A 19,541-nucleotide genomic window follows, 5' to 3' on the forward strand; every position below is an offset into this window, starting at 1 on the left:
TTTAAGTTGACACCGACCGGGTGTCAACCCTGCTTGACAGATTCGTGGTGGGAGGTCAGTACGCCGCGACCGCCCCGTCGACCGCGATCTGCAGGTCCTTCTGCACGACGTGCGCGATGTCCATCGGTTTCGCCGGCAAGTCGAACACCGGCTCCGACACGAACACGCTGGCCGACTTCACGTTCTCGGTGTCGGGCCCGTGGGCGTCCGGCCCGTAACTGATGCCGATGGACAGCAGCACGGGCGAGACTCCGCGATCCGCCGCACGTTTCGCGATGTGACCGATGCCGCTGTTGATGTGCTGCAGCCGGGTCGGGTCGTCCTCGTTGCACGTACCCTCGGGAAAGATCGCCAGGTTGTCGCCGCGACAGAGCCGTTCGGCGGAGGTGTCCATCATGAGCCTGCCCGCGTCGGCAACCGCCCGGAGCCCGTAGTTCTTGCTGCGGAACACCGGGATCCCGCCCATCATGTCGACCTTCTTGTGCAGGTCGGGGTCGACGAACAATTCGTCTTTCGCGAGCACCCGGGTGCGTCCGATCGCGCGGCGCAACGGCGTGTTCCAGGCCGTCGCCGCCAGCGTGTACTGATCACTGTGGGTCACGTGGTTGGCCGCGACGATCAGCACCCTGCCGGACTTCACCAGCCCGGCGAGCTGCGCCTTCGCGTCGTCGGCGTACACGATCCGCGGCCGGTACTTCGCATACAGCGACGCGTACGCCAGCTTGGCGAGCACCCGATTCTGCCGGTGGTCGCGGTAGTACGCGTACACCGCTTCGTAGTTCTCGAGAGTCACCTCGGGCTTGTCCATGCGCGTCCCCACTCCGTCGTCCTAACGCCAGGCTACCAACCTACGGTTCCGTAGCCTACGGAGGAGTAGGTTTTAGGAAAGTGCAGGGAAACTGTGCGAACAGCACGATTTCGGGTACAAAAGACCTGTGATCCGCACGGCCATTTCCACCGACCTTCCCGCTCTGCAAGACATCGAAATCGCGGCGGGTGCGCCGTTTCGTGACATCGGAATGGACGCCGTCGCCGACGATCCCCCGTTCTCACTCGACGAGCTGACCGAATACCTCCAGCTGGAATGCATCTGGGTCGCGGTCGACGCAGACGATGCCCCGGTCGCCTACGCACTCGTCGCCGTCGTCGACGGCGGCGCACACATCGAGCAGGTGTCGGTCCACCCCAGCCACGCCCGCCAGGGTCTCGGCGCGCGGCTGCTCGACGAGATCTCGTCGTGGGCAGCCGTCCGCGGACTGCCCGCCCTCACCCTCACCACATTCGTCGACGTCCCGTGGAACGCCCCCTACTATGAGCGGCTGGGTTTCCGTCCCCTGCCGGAGACCGACCTCACACCGGGCCTGTCACGCATCCGCGACGACGAGGCCCGGCACGGTCTCGCTGCGTGGCCGCGAGTCACGATGTCCCGCGCGGTGACCGCACCGGTGCGCACCGCCGCACCCGCGCCTCAGCCGGGCTGACCGAGCCACTCCCCGGTCGACGCGAACCGCTCGAGCACCGCGGTCGGGCCCGAGAGGTCGATGCCCTCGCCGGCCACCCAGTCGTCGTCGAAGTAGGTGTCGGCGTACCGTTCACCGCCGTCGCACAGGACGGTGACGACGCTGCCGGACCGTCCGGCCGCGAGCATCTCCGCGACGACGGTGAACGCACCCCACAGGTTCGTGCCCGTCGACCCACCGACCCGGCGACCCAGCACCGAACTGGCGTGCCGGGCCGTCGCGATGGATGCGGCGTCGGGCACCCGCATCATCCGGTCGATGACCTGCCCGACGAAGGACGGCTCCACCCGGGGCCGGCCGATGCCCTCGATCCGCGAGGGCATTCCCGTCGCATACTCGCAGGAGTTGATCTCGTAGCCGCCGAAGAACGCGGAGTTCTCGGGATCCACGACGAGCAGGCGGGTCGCGTGCCTGCGGTAGCGGATGTACCGGCCCAGCGTCGCACTGGTGCCGCCGGTCCCGGCGCTCATGACGAGCCACTCCGGCACCGGGTGCTCTTCCTGCGTCATCTGCTGGTAGATCGACTCGGCAATGTTGTTGTTGCCCCGCCAGTCGGTGGCCCGTTCCGCGTGCGTGAACTGGTCCATGAAATGACCGTTCGTCTCCGCGGCAAGTCGCCGGGCCTCGCTGTAGATCTCCGGCGGGTGGTCGATGAAGTGGCAGCGACCGCCCTGCGCCTCGATGAGGGCGATCTTCGCGCCGCTCGTGCTGCGCGGCATGACCGCCACGAAGTCGAGGCCGAGCATCTTCGCGAAGTACGCCTCACTGACGGCCGTCGATCCCGACGACGCCTCGATGACCGTGGTTCCCTCGGTGATCCAGCCGTTGCAGATCGCGTACAGGAACAGCGACCGGGCCAGCCGGTGCTTGAGGCTGCCCGTGATGTGGGTCGACTCGTCCTTCAGATAGAGCTGCACACCCCAGTCGACGGGCAGCGGGTACCGCAGCAGGTGCGTGTCGGCGCTGCGCTGTGCGTCGGCGTCGATGAGTCGGACCGCGTTGTCGACCCAGTCCCGCGGCAAGCTCCGGTCGATGACGACGCAGTCGTCGACCGTCACCGGGACGTGCCCTCACCGCGGAGCCGGGCACGCAGGTCGGCCTGGTCCGCGCGGCGCTGCGCATCGAACGTGGCGATCCCCTCGTTGACCCGCTTGCGGAGTTTCGCGAACAGCAGCAGCGACAGCGGGAGCGCGATGAGGACCGCGAAGATCGCGGCGACGAGCAGCGGCACGGCGACTCCGACGAGTGCGGCCACCCCGAGAATGATGGCGCCGATGACAACGACCAGCAGCAGCCGGGCGATCGAATAGATCGCGACGTCACGCGCCAGCTGCCCCTTGGTCACCCGCCCGTCCTGCTTCGCTTTCGGGCTCGAATGTACGGGCTCGACCTGGTCTTCTGGCTTCTCGGATGACTCGCTCACGCCCCCAGGTTACCCATCACCGAGGGGGCTCCCCACACGTCCGACTTATCCGATTTGTCTATTACCTCCCCTTTACCAACATTAGATCGTTCGAGTACCCAGGGTTCCGGATGTCACGATGGCCGGGATCAGTCGCAACAGCGGCCGGCTTCAGCACAGATCAGTCGAAAGCAGTGGAGGATCGTCGATGAGCGCACCCACCTACAACGGACCCGGATTCAGCGGATCCAACGAAGCCCTCATGACCCCGGGCCAGGTGGCTGCCCTGTTCCATGTCGACCCGAAGACCGTGACGCGTTGGGCGCACGCGGGCCGACTCGGATCACTGCGCACCCCCGGTGGGCACCGCCGCTTCCGCGAGGCAGAGGTCATGCAGTTGCTCCGCTCCCTCACCACGGAGGCGGGCCGACCCTGATGCTGGAGGCGGGCCGACCCTGACGCTGGAGGCGGGCCGACCCTGAGGTTCGGCTGGTAACACCGCACTGCCCGGGCGCTCTGCGATCGGGTGGGTGCCCTCTGCCGCCGACGCGGCTACGCTCGAGGAATACCGGCTACCCTCGAGCGGTGTAAGGAGGTGCGCGGTGATCTATCTGTTGGCACTCATCGGGCTCGTGACAGTGGCGGTCCTGATGTGGAAGGCGTTCGGCCCGAACACGCGGCCCGTGCTGAGCACGCGGGTGCAGGGACCGGACGACGATCCGGATTTCCTGTGGAAGGTGGACCGGGAGACGCGTCGGAAGAAGTCCGACGAACCCGACGCCGGTCCGGCGGACCCGGCCGGATGAGCAAGAGCCGTGGTGCCGGTCGAGCCGGCACCATCGGCGTCACTGCCTCAGCGACGGTCCTGTAGCGCGAAACTCGACGCCGGGAAGTCGGAGGCCACCGCGGCGGCCAGTTCGAGGAGTGCGTTGCGCGTCTTCGGACGCAGCCGCTCGAGTTCGATCTCGGCGCCCTCTTCGAGGTGCGGGTCGAACGGAATCAGCCGCACCAGGCGGCACCGCTGCTCGAAGTGCTCGACGACCTTCGGCAGATCCACCTTGCCCGACCTCGGGCGCACTGCATTGACCACGGCCACCGATCGGGCCACGAGTTCGCGGTATCCGTGGGCGTCGAGCCAGTCGAGGGTGGCGGAGGCGCTTCGGGCGCCGTCGACGGATCCCGAACTGACCACCACGAGCGCGTCGGCCTCTTCGAGGATGGTCTGCATCGCGGAATGCATCAGTCCGGTGCCGCAGTCGGTGAGGACGATGCTGTAGAACTTCTCGAGCATCGTGACGGTCCGGGCGTAGTCGTCGGCGCTGAACGCCTCCGACACGGCCGGGTCGCTGTCGGACGCGAGCACCTCGAGCCGGTGCCTGCTCTGCGACGTGTAACTGCGGACGTCGCTGTACTTTTCGATGCTCTGCTCGTCGCGCAGCAGGTTCCGCACCGTTGCGGGCGTCTCGAGGGGAATCTTCTGACTCAGCGTGCCGCGGTCGGGGTTGGCGTCGACGGCGATGACGCGGTCGCCGCGCAGTGACGCGAACGTGGAACCGAGGGTCGCGGTGGTCGTGGTCTTGCCGACCCCGCCCTTGAGGCTCAGCAGCGCGATCTTGTAGCACCCCTGCAGCGGCTGGTTGACCTGCTTGGTCAGCTCGATCCGGCGCTGTTCCTTCGCACTGTTCCCGACGTTGACGTAGCGGCCGGACAGTCGGTACAGCGCCTTGCGCCACCCCGTGGTGGGAGCCGGCTTGACCTGCTTGAGGAGCAGCGACGTCGACAGGTCACGGGCCGAAACCGCGTACTGCTGATCGGCGTTCGTGTTGGGCGGACGATTCGCGGGTTGCTGGGGCGCGAACGCACCCGGCTGGGGTGCCTGCTGGACGGGGGGCTGGGGTACCTGCCGGACCGGCTGCTGCGGGGGCGTGAACGCCGCCGGCTGGGGTGCCGGAGCCTGCTGCGCGGCGGGGGCCTGCTGCGGGGCCGGTGCCTGGTGAGCGGCGGGGGCCTGGGTCTGCGGCCGCGCGGGTGCGGCGGCGGTGCCCTGGGCGGCGGGTTGTGCGAACGGATTGGGACCCTGCGGCTGAACGTACGGGGCCTGCCGCGCGGCGTTCCAGGCGACGGTCGATGCGGTGTCGTCCGCGGGCGGATTCGATGCAGGCCGTACCGGCTCCCACATGCCGGAGTTGTTTTCGGACATGGCTGAACGTCCCCCTCGTGAAGTCTCCATCGTCCCCACCGGTTCTCACCGGTCGGAGACGTCGCGGCGGAAGGATATCAGTCGGTGGCTACCGTCAGTTCAGGCCCGCGTACGAGTGCAATCCCGACACCACCATGTTGATGATGAACAGGTTGAACAGCATCGCGACGAAGCCCGCGACGTTGATCCAGGCGGCCTTGGTGTCTCGCCATCCCGACGTCGCGCGGGCGTGGAGGTAGGCGGCGTAGATCACCCAGGCGATGAACGACATCGTCTCCTTGGGGTCCCAGCCCCAGAATCGGCCCCAGGCGGCCTCGGCCCAGATGGCGCCGAGAATGACTCCGGCGCCGAACAGCGGAAACCCGATGATGGTGGTCTTGTACGCCAGGCGGTCCAGGGTCTGCGCGTCGGGCAACCGTTCCGCAATCCGCGCGAACACGCCGGTTCCCTCCTCGCCGCGCGGGTACCGCATGCGCAGCAGGAACAGCAGGCTCGAGATGCCCGACACGAGGAACACACCGGAACCGACGCTCACGATGGTGACGTGGATCGGCAGCCAGTACGACCGCAGCGCGGGCACGACGGGCGCCGCGTCCGCGTACAGCACGGTGGCGGCGAGGAACATCAGGATCAGGACGGGAACGAGCAGGAACACCCACATCGACCGGTACGCCGACTTCGACAGCAGCGCGAGTCCGACGACGAGCGCGGCCGCGCAGGCCATGGTGACGAACTCGTACATGTTGCCGAGCGGGAACCGCTCGGTGGCGAATCCGCGCAGCACGATCGACGCGAAGATCAGTACCGTGCCGACGACGAGCACGGCGGCGCCCATACCGCCGAACCGATCGGACAGCGGCTTCTTCGGCTGCTCGACCACTCGGCCGGGGACGCCGGGCGCTTCGGACGGGCGCGCGCCGGATCCGGCCGACACGAGTTCCCGGTCCTGCACGGCCTGCGCCCGGGTGGACGCGTACTGCACGATGAGCAGCACGAGCGCCAGCACCAGCACGGTGAAGGCTGATCGGAAGGCCCAGTCGCTGTATTGCGCCAGTGTCTCGTTGGTCGTCATCGTTGGCTCTCCTGCGCGTCAGGCTTCGTGTCGTCCGTGAGCAGACGGGTGCAGAGTCGGCCGAACTCGTCGCCCCAGCCGGCCTGATCGGTCCGGGCGAGTCCACCAAGCTCTACTACAGTACGTCGTGGCCCCGGGTCGGCGGCGTCCGCGGGGTAGATGCGGGCCCAGATCCGGCGGCGCTTGACCAGCAGCGAGACGAGCAGTCCCGCCATCATCGTCAGGGCCGACACCAGCACCCACTGCTGCGCCGGGTCGTGCGACACCTGCAGGTTCACGAAGTCCACGGCGCCGTCGAACCGCACCTGGGTGCCGTCGGACAGGGTCGAACTCTCCCCCGGCTTCAGATTCACCCGGTCCTGCTTCACGAGGCGGCCCTGGTTGATCAGTTCCGTGTTCAGCGAGAACAGTGATTGCGGATTGCCGGTGTCGAGGCCGGTGTCGCCCTTGTAGATGTCGATGGCGACGGCCGGGTCGGTCATCGCCGGGTAACTCGACGCCAGCAGGTTGCCGTGGAGCAGCGCGGTCGGGGCGAACAGCCCCTCGATTGCGATCTGGTTCTTCCGGCGCTCGTCGGTGTCGGGGTACATGCCGCCGGGCGGGTCGAACCGCATCGCGCCGCTGCTCAGGAACGTCGTCGCGTCGTCGGGACGCCACTGCAGCGTCTCGGTGCGGGTTTCCCCGTTCGGGAACGTGACGGTGAACGTCGGCGCGTACCCGTGTCCCTGCAGGTAGACGCGGTCACCTTCGACGCGCAGCGGGTGGTTGACCTGCAACTGCCCGTCCCGCCAGGTGTTCGTCTCGAGGTCGTCGCCGGCCTGGTAGGCGATGTTGGACGTGAACATCTCCGCCTGACCGCTGTCGAGGTAATCGGCGGCGAAGTCCTTGACCTTGATGCACAGCGGCGTCATGCCAGTGCCGTCCTGGGTGTTGCCCGCCTTGAACGAGTCGAACACCGCGGGCGACGTGGTGCAGAAACCCGGACCGTTGTTGGCGACGACGATCACGTTGCCCTCGTAGCCGAACAGCTTGCCGACGGCGATCGCGACGAGCAGCGCGACGAGCGACAGGTGGAAGACGAGGTTGCCGAGTTCGCGGAAGTACCCCTTCTCCGCGGAGATGGTGATCTCGCCGTCGTGGGCGGCCCGTTCCCCGCCCGCGCGGGTCTCGACCCGCCACCCCTTCAGGTGGGTGCGGATGCGCGCGGCGACTTCCTCCGGCGTCTCGTCGACCCGGTCCTCGTGGTGGTGCGGAAGTCGCGCGAGGTTCCGCGGGGCGGGCACCGGACGGGTGCGCAGCGCCTTGGCGTGGTCGACGCAGCGCGGCAGGATGCAGCCGACGAGGGAGATGAAGAGCAGGACGTAGATCGCGGTGAACCAGAAACTGCCGAACACGTCGAACAGTTCGAGCTTGTCCATCCACGGACCGAGGGTGGGGCGGTTCGCGATGTACTCGTCGACCTTGCCCGCGTTGAGGCTGCGCTGCGGGAGCAGGGCACCCGGGATCGCGGCGAGGGCAAGCAGGAACAGCAGCACCAGCGCCGTGCGCATGGACGTGAGTCCGCGCCAGGTGTTGCGGACCACCGCGAACGCGCGGCCCGGCAACGATTGACGGGGCACCGGTGCGGCTTCCGGGGCCTCGGGGGTCTGGATGTCACTCATATGGGCAAGGTCACTTCCGAGATGAAGGCGTCGCGAACCCAGCCGACGAACTGGTCCCACGCGCCGGTGACGAGGGCGACGCCCACGGCCACCAGCATGATTCCGCCGAAAATTTGGATCGTGCGCGCGTTGCGGCGCAGCCAGCCGACACCGCGCAGCGCGCGGGACGAGCCGAGCGCAAGGATCACGAACGGCAACCCGAGGCCGAGGCAGTACGCGACGATCAGGGCCACTCCGCGGGCCGCGGTGGCACCGTCGGTGCCCGCGGCGAGGGAGATGACGCCCGCCAGGGTCGGGCCGAGGCACGGGGTCCAGCCCAGTGCGAACACGGCACCGAGAAGCGGGGCCCCGGCCAGGCTGGAGATGCGCCGCGGCTCGAGCCGGGTGTCCCGCTGCAGGGCCGGGATCAGACCGATGAACACCAGGCCCATGGCGATGGTGACCACCCCGCCGACCCGCATCAGGATGTCGCGGTTGATCGCGAGGGCCGAGATGGCGCCGAACACCGACGCCGTAGCCAGCACGAACACCACGGTGAAACCGGCGACGAACAGGGCCGCGGCGCCCGCGACCCGCAACCGTCCGTCCGACACGGTCTTCGTCCGGGTGGCTGCTTCCTCCGCGGTGACGGCCGGGGCGTCCGCACCGACGACACCCGCGAGGTAGGACAGGTAGCCGGGGACGAGTGGCACGACGCACGGCGAAGCGAACGACACCAGGCCGGCGAGGACGCACGCGCCGAGCGCGAGCAGCAGCGGTCCGGTTGCCGCGGTGGACTGGAAGGCGTCGCCGACGCCGCCGGCGAGAAGGGCGGTGCTGGTGTTCACGATTCCTGCGCCACCCGTTCGACCACCGGCTTCAGGTCCTCGACGAGCAGTTCCTTCAGAAACACCGCGGCCACGCGGTGTTCCCGGTCGAGCACGATCGTGGTGGGGATGACGCTCGTGGGGTAGTTCTGGCCCAGCGCGATCATCGTCCGCATGGCGGGGTCGTAGATCGACGGATACGACACCTTGTTGTCGATCACGAAGTCCTGCGCCTTGTCCTGCTGGTTGTCCCGCACGTTGATCCCGAGAAACGACACGCCCTGGTCCTTGGTCTCCTCGTACACCTGCTCGAGGTCGTTCGCCTCACCGCGGCACGGTCCGCACCACTGGCCCCACACGTTGAGGACCACGACCTGACCCGCGAAGTCGTCGAGCGAGGTGGTCTTGCCCTCGTTCATCAGGTCGGGTCCGGACACCGTGCCGATGGTGCCGCGGTCGGCAGGCGGGTCGTAGAAGATCTCCGTCTGACCGCCCGGCGACACGAAGTCGAACGTGCCGCCCTGGGCCACGGCGTCGTCGCCGGACGCACACGCCGACAGCGACACCGCGGCCGTACAGATCACCGCGAGAAGCCCGGCGAAGCGCCCCCGATTCATGCCCCGGTCACCCTCGGATCCGACGCGCCCGCGGGCTCCGAGTACACGATGTCGATGAGGGTGTCGCCCTCGTAGACGAGCGACGTCAGCGACGCGAGACCGCACTGCCGGTGGCGCGGATCGTGCCACAGCCGCTCCCCCTGCAGGAACCGGCGGAGGGTCCAGACGGGGAGTTGGTGGCTGACGACGACGGCCTCGTGACCGACCGCCGACACGCGGGCGGTGTTGACGGCGGCCAGCATGCGGTGCGCGATCTGCAGGTACGGCTCGCCCCAGGACGGCGTGAACGGGTCGCGCAGTTTCCACCAGTGCCGGGGACGGGACAGCGCGCCGTCGCCGACGGAGACCTTGAGTCCCTCGAACTCGTTGCCGGCCTCGATGAGGTTCTCGTCGGTCGCGATGTCGACGCCGTGTGCGTCGGCGATCGGGGCGGCCGTCTCCTGTGCCCGCTGCAGCGGCGACGACACCACGTGCGTGATGTCGTGCTTGGCCAGCACCGACGCCACCGCGCGGGCCTGCGCCTCACCCGTCACCGACAGCCGGAACCCGGGGAGCCTGCCGTAGAGGATCCCTCTCGGGTTGTGCACCTCGCCGTGCCGGAGCACATGCACGATGGTGCGGGTCTGTGTGTGGTCGAGATGATCGGCTTCGGTCACGTTGCAGTTCCTCGGGTCGGGGCGGGAGGTCAGGTGGGTGTCGGCGGCGGGGCCGCCGGCCCCCGGAGGGGAAGACTCGTCAGGGCTGGACGGCCGCGGCGGCGGCCTTCGCGGCATGCGGCAGGGCGTCGGCGATGATCGAGAATGCGGTGTCGTCCATGGCGGCGGAGACGAACCACGCCTCGAACGCGCTCGGCGGCGGGTACACCCCGCGCGAGAGCAGTCCGTGGAAGAAGGCCGGGAAGCGCCAGGTCTGCGCAGCCTTGGCCTCGGCGTAGTTGGTCACCGGGTCTTCGCTGAAGAACACGCTGAGCATGGTGCCCGCGGTCTGCACGCGGTGCGGCACGCCGGCCGCGGTCAGTGCGTCGGACAGCAGCGTCCGGAGGGTGGCGCTGTTGCGCTCGAGGGCGTCGTACACGCCCTGGTCGGCGGCGCGCAGGCTGGCGAGCCCGGCGGCGACGGCGACGGGGTTCCCGGACAGGGTGCCTGCCTGGTAGACGGGTCCGGCGGGGGCGAGGTGGGCCATGACGTCGGCGCGGCCACCGAACGCCGCGGCGGGCAGACCGCCGCTCATCACCTTGCCGAACGTGTAGAGGTCACCGGCGACGCCGTCGAGTCCGTACCAGCCGGCGGAGCTGACCCGGAATCCGGTCATCACCTCGTCCATGATGAGCAGCGCACCGTTGTCGCGGGTCAGCGTGCGCAGGCCCTCGTTGAATCCGGGCTGCGGCGCGACCGCGCCCATGTTGCCCGCGGCGGCCTCGGTGATGACGCACGCGATCTGGCCGTCGTTGGCGGCGAACGCCTGGGCGACGGCGTCGAGATCGTTGTAGGGCACGACGATGGTGTCCTCAGCCTGCGCGCCGGTCACGCCGGGCGACGTGGGGAGGCCGAACGTGGCGAGTCCCGAACCGGCATCGGCGAGCAGCGCGTCGACGTGTCCGTGGTAGCAGCCGGAGAACTTGAGGACCTTGGTCCGGCCGGTGAATCCGCGGGCGAGGCGGACGGCGCTCATGGTGGCCTCGGTGCCGGAGTTGACCAGCCGCACCTTCTCCACCGGCGCGACGCGGCGGACGATCTCCTCGGCCAGTTCGATCTCACCCTCGGTGGGCGCACCGAACGAGAGTCCGGTGGTGGCGGCCTTCTGCACGGCCTCGACGACGGCGGGGTGCGCGTGCCCGAGGATCATCGGTCCCCAGGAGCAGATGAGGTCGACGTAGTCGTTGCCGTCGACGTCGGTGAGCGTGTAGCCGGACGCTTCCCTGATGAACCGCGGGGTGCCGCCGACCGAGTGGAAGGCCCGCACCGGAGAGTTGACGCCGCCGGGAATGACCAGATCAGCCCTCTCGAAGAGCTGGGCGGAGCGGGAAGCGTGCACGTCGGGGTCACCGGAGGAAACAGTCACGGCCTCCAGTGTCCCAGTTCTGTCGAATTTGCCAACGACAGGGTGTAGTGGGTGGCAAGGATCACTCTGCCCGCTCCGGCGCTTCGCGACGTTCCGGGACGAGCGAGGCGAACATCGCGCGCATCTCCTCGGACAGTTTCATCAGCTCCACGTAGCCGCCGAGCGGGCCGCCCTCGAGATAGGCGAACTCCATCCCGACGCCCTCGACCGGCCCCGCTGGACCACCGGCAGTCCACGGCGCGCGGCCTCGGCGAGGGTGGCCTCGAAGTCCTCGGGCACCCACGCCACGTGGTGGACGCCGGGACCGCCGGCCTCCAGCTGTTCGGTGTAGAGGTTGCGTCCGGACACCGGCTCGATCAGCTCGAGTTGCTGCCCGCCGGTGTACCCGAGCGACACGTGGACCACGTAGTCGGCGGGCTGCCCACGGTACGTGCAGTGGTCGGGCCCGAAGTGCACGTCCGGGAGCCGCAACCAGCGCGCGACGGCCAACTGCTCCGCGAAGTACCGTTCCGCCGACTCGATGTCGTCGACGACCCAGCAGATCTGGAAGATCGGGCCCTCGACGAGACTCATGCCGTCGTCATCCATCAGTCGATGATGCACCGCGTGCCGTTCGGAGGTTCACAGATTGCCGCGGGCCGCTTGTTCGCGCTCGATGGATTCGAAGAGCGCCCGGAAGTTGCCTGCCCCGAACCCGAGTGATCCGTGCCGTTCGATCACCTCGAAGAACACGGTCGGCCGGTCACCGAGCGGTTTGGTGAAGACCTGCAGGAGGTACCCGTCCTCGTCGCGGTCGACGAGGATTCCGCGTTTCTGCAGTTCCTCCACCGGCACCCGCACCGTGCCGATGCGGGCACGCAGTTGCGGATCCTCGTAGTAGGCATCGGGTGTGGCCAGGAATTCGACGCCCTCCGCGCGCAGCGCGTCGACGGTGGCGAGGATGTCACCGGTCGCGAGGGCCAGGTGCTGGCAGCCCGGCTCCCCGTAGAACTCGAGATATTCGTCGATTTGCGACTTCTTCTTTCCCACCGCCGGTTCGTTGAGTGGGAACTTCACCCGGTGGTTGCCGTTCGCCACGACCTTCGACATGAGCGCCGAGTACTCGGTGGCGATGTCGTCGCCGACGAATTCGGCCATGTTCGTGAATCCCATGACCCGGTTGTAGAACCGCACCCAGTGATCCATGCGGCCCATCTCGACGTTGCCGACCGCGTGGTCGAGCGCCTGGAACAGTCGTGTCGGTTTCCCCGGCCGCGCCGCGTAACCGCTGGAGCGCGAGACGAATCCGGGTAGGTAGGGCCCGTCGTACCGGCTGCGGTCGACGAGGGTGTGCCGGGTGCTGCCGTAGGTGGCGATCGCCGCGAGCCGCACGGTGCCGTGCCGATCCGTGACGTCGCGCGGCTCCTCGAGGATGGTGGCCCCCTGTGAGCGTGCGTGTGCGATGCAGCGGTCGACGTCGAGCACCTCCATGGCGAGGTCCACCACGCCGTCGCCGTGGGCCCGGTGGTGGTCGGCGAGCGGGCTCTTCGGATCCACGGCGCCGTGCAGCACGAATCGCGCCGTTCCGGATTCGAGGACGAACGACTTGTGCGAGCGCTGACCGGTCTCCGGCCCGGCATAGGCGACGAGGGTCATCCCCCAGGTGGAGACGAAGTACTGCATGCTCTGCGTCGCGTTGCCGCACACGAACACGACGGCGTCCATCGCGACCACGGGAAACGGATCCGATGCGTCGTCGTGTTCGACGAGACCGACCAGCTGCCGGAGCTCGTCGGACTCCAGTTGTGCGGCCACCTCACGGGGCGTCAGGCGAATGTCGGTGGTAGTCATACCTCACTGTGATCCAGCACACACCGCTGCGCAACGGTGCTTCTTGACGCTGTTCACTCTGTACACAATGCTGGATGAAAATACGGATCGACCCTACATATTGACCAGGGACGCAATGAACATCGATCAACTCGACGCCGCACTGCTCGACCTGCTCCACGCCGAACCGAAGGTCGGGGTGCTCGAGGCCTCGCGACGCCTGGGAGTGGCCCGCGGCACCGTCCAGGCGCGACTCGACCGGCTCGAACGCACCGGCGTGATCACCAGTTCGGCGCCGACCCTCGACCCGGAGGCGCTGGGGTTCCCGGTGGTCGCGTTCGCCACCCTCGAGATCGCCCAGGGCAACGGGCACGCCGCGGTCGTCGAGCACCTGAGCGCCATCCCCGAAGTGCTCGAGGCGCACACGATCACCGGCGCCGGCGACGTCCTCGTCCGGGTGGTGGCCCGCACCCACGCCGACCTGCAGCGGGTGATCAACTCGATCGTCGACGGGCACAACGTCCTTCGTTCGTCGACGGTCATCGCGACGCAGACCCAGATCGCGCTGCGTCACGACCAGCTCGTCCGCGCCGCGGTCCCGCCGCGCGCCTAGCGGTCCTCGGGACCCAGTTCGTCGAGCAGCGCACTGAGCAGGTGGCAGGCGTCGTCGAAACGGTCGTGGCCGACGAGGCTGCCCCAGTGGCGCTCGATCTCGGCGACCCGGACGGCGGCGTCCTGCAGCGCCTGCCGCCCCCGCGCGGTCGGGACGACGAGTTTGGCCCGCCGGTCCCGCGTGTCCGGCACCCGCTCGACGTACCCGAGTTGCTCGAGATCGTTGATCAGTTCGGACGTGGCGGACAGACTCAATTCGGCCCGGGCGGCGATCTCGGTCAGCCGCCGCCCGTCCCAGCCGATGTTGCCGAAGATCTGCAGATGCGGTGGCCGGATGTCGCCGTACCCGCGCTCGGCCATGGGTTCGCTCAGCTCCCGGCGGAACTCGTGCAGCAGACGGACCAGCAACTGTCCTACCGCCGGCCGATCGGTCGGCAGACCACTTGACCGTTCCATGACACAGGAGAATACTACGGTTACCGAAGTTTCGGTTTCCGAAGCAATTCTCGAAACGCCACTCACCTGGGGCATCCCATGGATACACAAGCGATCACCCGCACGATCCCGACGGGCGTCGGGAACCTCGCCGTCCACGTCACCGGCAGCGGACCTCCGACCGTGCTGTGGCACAGCCTTTTCGTCGACTCGACGACGTGGGCTCCCCTGCGCAGCCATCTGGTCGCGCACCGTCGGCTGATCTCGATCGACGGACCCGGCCACGGGGCGAGCACCGCCGTGCAGCGACGGTTCACGCTGGAGGAGTGCGCCGCGGCAGCCGTCGCCGTCCTCGACGCGCTCGACGTCACCGAACCCGTCGACTGGGTGGGCAACGCCTGGGGTGGACACGTCGGACTCGTCGCGGCCGCGCACAGTCCCGACCGATGCCGCACCGTCGTCACGATCGGGACACCGACCCAAGCCCTCACCCGCCGGGAACGCGCCCGGATCGTGCCGATGGTGTGGGCCTACCGCCTCGCCGGGCCGATTCCGCCGCTCACGACCGCGGTGATGAACGTCCTTCTCGGCAAGGAGCTTTCACGAACGCACCCGCAACAGTTCCAGGCCGTCTCCCGGACCTTCCGGCAGGCGCCGCGGCGGGGCATGCACGAGGCGATGCAGTCGGTCATGCTGCACCGCGAGGGGCTGGACCCCCTGCTCCCCCGGATCGGTGCACCGACGCTGATGATCGTCCCCCGCACAGACACGATGATCTCCCTCGGGCAGGCACGGGCCGCCGCGGCGACGATGCCGCACGCCGCGGCCACCACGGTGGACGGCGCCGGACACGTCACACCGCTGATCGCGGATCCGGGCACGCTCGCCGACGTGATCTCCGAGTTCTGGCGTGACCCGAGCCGCACCGTGATCACCGCGTCGGCGGACCTGCCGTGACGAGCGGCCGTCCGGTGCCGGACCCCGTCGGTCCGGGGCAGGAGTCGGTGTGGGACTACCCGCGACCGCCCGCGGTCCGGCGGAGCGACGAGTTGGTGGAGGTGTGGTTCGGCGGACAACTCGTCGCACGCACCCGCACCCCGTTGCGCGTGCTCGAGACGAGCCACCCTCCGACGTACTACCTGCCGCGGTCGTGCTTCGCCGACGGCGTCCTGCGTCCGGTCACCGGCAGCACGGTGTGCGAGTGGAAGGGGCGGGCAGACTATTTCGACGTCGTCGCCGGCGAGCACGTCGCCGAACGTGCGGCGTGGCACTATCCGCGGCCGGTCGCCGGCTACGACCTCCTTCTCGGGCACGTGGCGGTCACACCGGTTTCGATGGACGGATGCTTCGTCGACGGCGAACGGGCGCGACCCCAGACAGGGGGCTTCTACGGCGGCTGGATCACCGACCGGGTGGTCGGCCCGTTCAAGGGCGGGCCCGGCAGCCGTTTCTGGTGAACCCCTACCCCCACGGCGGCCGGTCGTCGACGACGAGGGCGACGAACCACGGCAGGGGAATCGACATCCCGATGACCCCCACCGCCAGCCATGGGTTGCCGGTGAGTCCGTAGACCACCGCCGACAGCACGAACGCGAGAAGCCTGCCCGCCGTCACGATCACGTACCGGCGCACCCGCAGCCGATGCCGTTCGTCCAGTGACACCGACGCGCTGGTGATGCTGATCGGATGGCGGTGAGCACTCACGAGGCAGGAGTACCCGGTACCGGCGAACCGAACCCACAACCCGTCGCGGCGGCCGTCTACTGTCGAGTCATGGCCACCACAGCTGACCACCTGAGAAGCACACTCGACGGACGCTGGCGGGAGGTACGCGAGCGCGTCAGGGCGGAATTGTCCGGCACTCCCGACTTCGCCCCGCACTACACCCCCGACCTCGACGAGGCCCGCGCCAAGACGCTGGCACAGTTGCGCCTGCTCGCGAGCAACGGCTACGCGGCCGCCGGGTTCGCGAAAGATCACGGCGGCACCGGTGACGCGGGCGCCGCCGTCACGAGCATCGAGATGCTGGCGATGTCCGACCTGTCGCTGATGGTCAAGGCCGGCGTGCAATGGGGACTGTTCGGCGGCGCGATCGAGAACCTCGGCACGGCGCGCCATCACGAGGCGTACGTGAAGCGTCTCGTCGACCTGGATCTGCTGGGGTGTTTCGCGATGACCGAGACGGGTCACGGCAGCGACGTGCAGGCGCTCGAGACCACCGCCACGTACGATCCGGACACGGCCGAATTCGTCGTCCACTCCCCCACACCGTCCTCCCGCAAGGACTACATCGGCGGCGCGGCACAGCACGCGACAACGGCCGCGGTGTTCGCGCAGTTGATCACGGGCGGCGAGTCCCGGGGCGTGCACTGCTTCGTCGTGCCGATCCGGGACGAGGACGGCAACGACCTCCCCGGCGTCCACACGTCGGACTGCGGCTACAAGGGCGGCCTCCCCGGCGTCGACAACGGCCGAATCACGTTCGACCAGGTGCGAATTCCGCGGGAGAACCTGCTCAACAAGTACGCCGACGTCGAGCCGGACGGCACGTACACGTCGCCGATCGACAACGCGAACCGCCGCTTCTTCACGATGGTGGGCACTCTGGTGCGCGGACGCGTCACCGTCGGCGGGTCCGCGGGCGCCGCCGCCCGTGTCGCTCTGGCGATCGCCACCCGGTATGCCTTGCAGCGCAGGCAGTTCAACGCACCGCAGGCCGAGGACGAGGTGCTGCTCATGGACTACCTCGTCCATCAGCGCAGGCTGTTCCCGCTGATCGCACGCTCCTACGCACTGCAATTCGCCCAGAACGAGCTCGTCGCCACGATGCACGAGATCCAGAGCCGGGACGACGCCGACCCCCAGGAACAGCGCGAACTCGAGGGCCGCGCCGCCGGGCTCAAGGTGGCGAACACCTGGCACGCCACCCGCGCGATCCAGGAGGCCCGGGAAGCGTGCGGCGGCGCCGGGTACATGGCCGAGAACCGGCTCACGGCACTGAAGGCGGACACCGACGTGTTCACCACGTTCGAGGGCGACAATCACGTCCTGACACAGCTGGTGGCCAAGGAACTGCTCACCTCGTACGCGGACGAGGTGCGCGGCATGAGCCCCGTCGAATGGATGCGGTTCGCGGCCACGACGGTCTCCGACGTCGTCAAGAAGCGCACCGCCGCACAGCAGATCATCCAGACGATCCTCGACACCCGTCAGGACAACGAGGAGGACGGCAGCCTCTTCAACCGCGGCACCCAGCTCACGATGTTCGAGGATCGGGAGCAGTACCTGCTCTCGACCGCCGCCCGCCGCCTGCAGGGTGCGCAGAAGCGCGAGGAGAACCCGTTCGACGCCTTCAATTTCGTGCAGGACCATGTGCTGCACGCCGCGCAGGCCCACATCGACCGGGTCGTGCTCGAGGCGTTCGTCGCCGGCATCGACGAGTGCGAGGACGACGAGGCCCGCGACCTGCTGAGCGATGTCTGCGACCTCTACGCGCTGAGCGTGATCGAGGAGGACAAGGCTTGGTTCATGGAACACCGGCAACTGTCGGTGGAGCGGTCGAAGGCGGTGCAGCGGGGAATCAACGAGCGGTGCCGGTCGTTGCGGCCGCACGCGCAGGCGCTGATCGAGGGGCTCGGGGTTCCCGAGGCGCTACTCGGCTCCGCGATGCTCGACGGTCCCGGGACCGACACCGTCCGCAAGACCCAGATCTTCCGGTGACGGGGCCGGCTCGGCGGGTTCGCCCGCCGGGCCTGGCCGTAGCCGGCGCACCGAATCGATCACCAGCAGTCCGGCGACCGCCACCAGTGCGGCGGCGACGGCGATCCACGACCCGGAATACGCGGTGCCCTCGAACGAGGGCGCACCCGGCGCGACGGGACCGAATTCCGATGTGACCCGGGCGTGGTTCCAGCACCACACCGCGACGGCGAGGGCAGCCACCGCGCCGAGCCACTCCGCTGCCGCCGTCACGGTCCGGCGGTTCATTCGGCAGATCCTCCCGCCGATTTCGCGAGCAGCGATTCGAGTTGCGCCCGCAATGCCGCGTCGTCCTTCGCCCACGCCTGCACCAGGGCGCCGCCCCGCAGTCGCAGTCCGATGCCCTTCCGGCGGCGGGGAACCGCGGACAGTTCGCCCAGACTCCGGGCGGTTTCCCACGGCTGCTGCTCGTACAACTCGGGGTCGGCGGGGGGCATGATCTTCAGGATCTCGGCAATTGGCAGGTCTTCGGTGCCCTGCCGCAACGACGACGTCGTGAGTTCGACGCTCGCATGCCTGCGGGCGGCCACCACCTGCACGTAGACGAACCCGCTGAGCAGCACCGCGAACAGCGACAGCGCGAACCAGTGCACCACGGGGCCGGTGAGCAGTTCGATGACCAATGCGATCAGGCAGAACACCGGACCGAACGCCACCATCCGCCAGCGGGCACCCGGTTCACTGAACAGGACAGCAGTGTCGCTCACCCGCTCATCCTGCGACATCGCGGTCCGCGAGGAAAACGTGGGGCTCGTCAGGAGAGCACGCCGGGGATCACGACGAGCAACAGAGTCAGCAGCACGAAGGCCACGATGATCGCGAACATCATTGCTTCTTTGCGAGACCCGTGTGCTCGATCGTCAGCGCGCATGGAGAAAAGTCCTTCGGTCGAAATGAAGTCTGCCGTTCTACCTCTTGTGACGTACTTCACGGTACATCTTTATATTTCACGAGCAAATCGAAGCTACTCGGCGGAGGGGGGCAACCTCAGGAAGTAGCTGTTGGAATCCTTGCGGTGCATCAGCACGACGGCGCCGACGGCCACCACGGCCTGCAGGATCTGCACGCCGCCGAGTGCGAGCGCGGTTCCGGTTCCGTCCGATCCGATGCCGAAGAGCACCGGGATCGTCCACACCACCATCATCACGCACGCGATGGTGATCAGCATCCTGGCCCAGTTCCGGCCCTTCCGCATGAAGTGCACGAACAGGACGAAGAGCCCGGTGAGGATCAGGATGAGGACGACCGTGAATCCGATACCCACATAGAACAGCTTCTCCACGCCGTCGCGGGTCATGTCGACCTCGCCGGACGTGAAGCTGGGGTTCTTCATCAGTTCGTCGACGAACGTCGACTTCTCCCCCACCACCAGGACCATCGCGCCCAGCGCCTGGATCAGGCCGAGCACGGCCACCGCCCACAGCAACTGGGCCGCGGTGCCTACGTCGACCGGTGCCGGACGTTCGGGCTCCGGCTGCGGCACCGGCGGGGGGTACGGGAAATTGTGCTGAGACGGGCCCTGCTGATGCGGGGCCTGGTGCGGCGGTGTCGGTGGCCACTGCTGGGTCATGGCACCACCGTATCCGC

Annotated in this window: 23 protein-coding genes and 1 pseudogene; 7 read left to right on the forward strand and 17 right to left on the reverse strand. The window is 68.3% G+C overall.

The window, feature by feature from the left end; all coding sequences use genetic code 11:
* Positions 1-55 precede the first annotated feature (55 nt).
* On the reverse strand, positions 56-808 hold the full coding sequence (locus CA951_RS37230; RefSeq protein WP_087561635.1) for a 1-acyl-sn-glycerol-3-phosphate acyltransferase: 753 nt from the start codon (positions 806-808) through the stop codon (positions 56-58).
* Between the two features lie 127 nt (positions 809-935).
* On the opposite strand from CA951_RS37230, the gene CA951_RS37235 reads away from it, so the two are divergent.
* Positions 936-1,481, forward strand: coding sequence for a GNAT family N-acetyltransferase (locus CA951_RS37235; RefSeq protein ID WP_087561636.1), 546 nt, complete (start codon positions 936-938; stop codon positions 1,479-1,481).
* Here the strand turns inward: CA951_RS37235 and CA951_RS37240 are convergent.
* Positions 1,469-2,578: a PLP-dependent cysteine synthase family protein gene (locus tag CA951_RS37240; protein ID WP_087561637.1), complete on the reverse strand. Its 1,110-nt coding sequence runs from the start codon at positions 2,576-2,578 to the stop codon at positions 1,469-1,471. The genes CA951_RS37235 and CA951_RS37240 overlap by 13 nt on opposite strands.
* The gene (locus tag CA951_RS37245; RefSeq protein ID WP_087561638.1) at positions 2,575-2,943 is read right to left on the reverse strand and encodes a DUF4229 domain-containing protein; all 369 of its coding nucleotides are present in this window, start codon (positions 2,941-2,943) and stop codon (positions 2,575-2,577) included. The genes CA951_RS37240 and CA951_RS37245 overlap by 4 nt, the downstream gene beginning before the upstream one ends.
* A 187-nt stretch (positions 2,944-3,130) precedes the next feature.
* Between CA951_RS37245 and CA951_RS37250 the strand changes: the two genes are divergently transcribed.
* Positions 3,131-3,358 (forward strand): BldC family transcriptional regulator, encoded by a 228-nt coding sequence (locus CA951_RS37250; protein WP_005252019.1) that lies wholly within the window; start codon positions 3,131-3,133, stop codon positions 3,356-3,358.
* Positions 3,359-3,524: 166 nt separating this feature from the next.
* A complete protein-coding gene (locus CA951_RS37255; protein WP_072939927.1) occupies positions 3,525-3,728 on the forward strand; it encodes a hypothetical protein in 204 nt (67 codons plus the stop codon).
* 47 nt (positions 3,729-3,775) lie between these two features.
* Here CA951_RS37255 and CA951_RS37260 read toward each other — a convergent pair whose 3' ends face one another.
* The 9 genes from CA951_RS37260 to hppD all read right to left on the reverse strand — a co-directional run bounded on the left by CA951_RS37260 (position 3,776) and on the right by hppD (position 13,169).
* The gene (locus tag CA951_RS37260; protein WP_087561639.1) at positions 3,776-5,122 is read right to left on the reverse strand and encodes a MinD/ParA family protein; all 1,347 of its coding nucleotides are present in this window, start codon (positions 5,120-5,122) and stop codon (positions 3,776-3,778) included.
* A 94-nt stretch (positions 5,123-5,216) separates the two neighbouring features.
* A complete protein-coding gene (gene ccsB / locus CA951_RS37265) occupies positions 5,217-6,194 on the reverse strand; it encodes a c-type cytochrome biogenesis protein CcsB (protein ID WP_087561640.1) in 978 nt (325 codons plus the stop codon).
* Positions 6,191-7,855, reverse strand: coding sequence for a cytochrome c biogenesis protein ResB (locus CA951_RS37270; protein WP_087561641.1), 1,665 nt, complete (start codon positions 7,853-7,855; stop codon positions 6,191-6,193). Before CA951_RS37270 ends, ccsB begins: the two co-directional genes overlap by 4 nt.
* Entirely contained in the window at positions 7,852-8,682 is an 831-nt protein-coding gene (locus tag CA951_RS37275; protein WP_087561642.1) for a cytochrome c biogenesis CcdA family protein, read from the reverse strand. Before CA951_RS37275 ends, CA951_RS37270 begins: the two co-directional genes overlap by 4 nt.
* Positions 8,679-9,278 (reverse strand): TlpA disulfide reductase family protein, encoded by a 600-nt coding sequence (locus tag CA951_RS37280; protein WP_087561643.1) that lies wholly within the window; start codon positions 9,276-9,278, stop codon positions 8,679-8,681. Before CA951_RS37280 ends, CA951_RS37275 begins: the two co-directional genes overlap by 4 nt.
* A complete protein-coding gene (locus tag CA951_RS37285) occupies positions 9,275-9,934 on the reverse strand; it encodes a histidine phosphatase family protein (protein WP_087561644.1) in 660 nt (219 codons plus the stop codon). Before CA951_RS37285 ends, CA951_RS37280 begins: the two co-directional genes overlap by 4 nt.
* Before the next feature lie 79 nt (positions 9,935-10,013).
* Complete coding sequence (hemL, locus tag CA951_RS37290; protein ID WP_087561645.1) at positions 10,014-11,339, reverse strand: glutamate-1-semialdehyde 2,1-aminomutase; 1,326 nt, start codon at positions 11,337-11,339, stop codon at positions 10,014-10,016.
* 141 nt (positions 11,340-11,480) lie between these two features.
* A complete protein-coding gene (locus CA951_RS37295; RefSeq protein WP_256974237.1) occupies positions 11,481-11,927 on the reverse strand; it encodes a VOC family protein in 447 nt (148 codons plus the stop codon).
* A 33-nt stretch (positions 11,928-11,960) separates the two neighbouring features.
* On the reverse strand, positions 11,961-13,169 hold the full coding sequence (hppD, locus tag CA951_RS37300) for a 4-hydroxyphenylpyruvate dioxygenase (RefSeq protein WP_087561646.1): 1,209 nt from the start codon (positions 13,167-13,169) through the stop codon (positions 11,961-11,963).
* A 115-nt stretch (positions 13,170-13,284) separates the two neighbouring features.
* Here hppD and CA951_RS37305 point away from each other — a divergent pair.
* Positions 13,285-13,798, forward strand: a pseudogene (locus CA951_RS37305) (Lrp/AsnC family transcriptional regulator).
* On the opposite strand, the gene CA951_RS37310 reads toward CA951_RS37305, so the two are convergent.
* Positions 13,758-14,216 carry a MarR family winged helix-turn-helix transcriptional regulator gene (locus tag CA951_RS37310; RefSeq protein WP_087561647.1) on the reverse strand — a complete coding sequence of 153 codons (459 nt, stop codon included), beginning with the start codon at positions 14,214-14,216 and terminating at the stop codon, positions 13,758-13,760. The pseudogene CA951_RS37305 and the gene CA951_RS37310 sit on opposite strands and share 41 nt — an antisense overlap.
* 78 nt (positions 14,217-14,294) lie before the next feature.
* Here CA951_RS37310 and CA951_RS37315 point away from each other — a divergent pair, with 78 nt between their 5' ends.
* On the forward strand, positions 14,295-15,152 hold the full coding sequence (locus tag CA951_RS37315) for an alpha/beta fold hydrolase (RefSeq protein ID WP_087561648.1): 858 nt from the start codon (positions 14,295-14,297) through the stop codon (positions 15,150-15,152).
* Positions 15,149-15,652 carry a DUF427 domain-containing protein gene (locus tag CA951_RS37320; RefSeq protein ID WP_087561649.1) on the forward strand — a complete coding sequence of 168 codons (504 nt, stop codon included), beginning with the start codon at positions 15,149-15,151 and terminating at the stop codon, positions 15,650-15,652. The genes CA951_RS37315 and CA951_RS37320 overlap by 4 nt, the downstream gene beginning before the upstream one ends.
* Positions 15,653-15,656: 4 nt before the next feature.
* Here the strand turns inward: CA951_RS37320 and CA951_RS37325 are convergent, their stop codons facing one another.
* On the reverse strand, positions 15,657-15,899 hold the full coding sequence (locus tag CA951_RS37325) for a DUF3099 domain-containing protein (protein ID WP_256974238.1): 243 nt from the start codon (positions 15,897-15,899) through the stop codon (positions 15,657-15,659).
* Positions 15,900-15,968: 69 nt separating this feature from the next.
* Between CA951_RS37325 and CA951_RS37330 the strand changes: the two genes are divergently transcribed.
* Positions 15,969-17,915 carry an acyl-CoA dehydrogenase gene (locus CA951_RS37330; RefSeq protein WP_087561651.1) on the forward strand — a complete coding sequence of 649 codons (1,947 nt, stop codon included), beginning with the start codon at positions 15,969-15,971 and terminating at the stop codon, positions 17,913-17,915.
* Here CA951_RS37330 and CA951_RS37335 read toward each other — a convergent pair.
* The 3 genes from CA951_RS37335 to CA951_RS37345 all read right to left on the reverse strand — a co-directional run bounded on the left by CA951_RS37335 (position 17,847) and on the right by CA951_RS37345 (position 19,524).
* Positions 17,847-18,182, reverse strand: a complete 336-nt coding sequence (locus tag CA951_RS37335) for a hypothetical protein (RefSeq protein ID WP_087561652.1) — start codon at positions 18,180-18,182, stop codon at positions 17,847-17,849. The two genes, CA951_RS37330 and CA951_RS37335, sit on opposite strands and share 69 nt — an antisense overlap.
* On the reverse strand, positions 18,179-18,661 hold the full coding sequence (locus CA951_RS37340; RefSeq protein WP_087561675.1) for a hypothetical protein: 483 nt from the start codon (positions 18,659-18,661) through the stop codon (positions 18,179-18,181). Before CA951_RS37340 ends, CA951_RS37335 begins: the two co-directional genes overlap by 4 nt.
* A gap of 257 nt (positions 18,662-18,918) precedes the next feature.
* The gene (locus CA951_RS37345) at positions 18,919-19,524 is read right to left on the reverse strand and encodes a hypothetical protein (RefSeq protein ID WP_087561653.1); all 606 of its coding nucleotides are present in this window, start codon (positions 19,522-19,524) and stop codon (positions 18,919-18,921) included.
* Positions 19,525-19,541 lie beyond the last annotated feature (17 nt).

The sequence above is a fragment of the Rhodococcus sp. NCIMB 12038 genome, from assembly GCF_002165735.1.
Taxonomy (GTDB): domain Bacteria; phylum Actinomycetota; class Actinomycetes; order Mycobacteriales; family Mycobacteriaceae; genus Rhodococcus_F.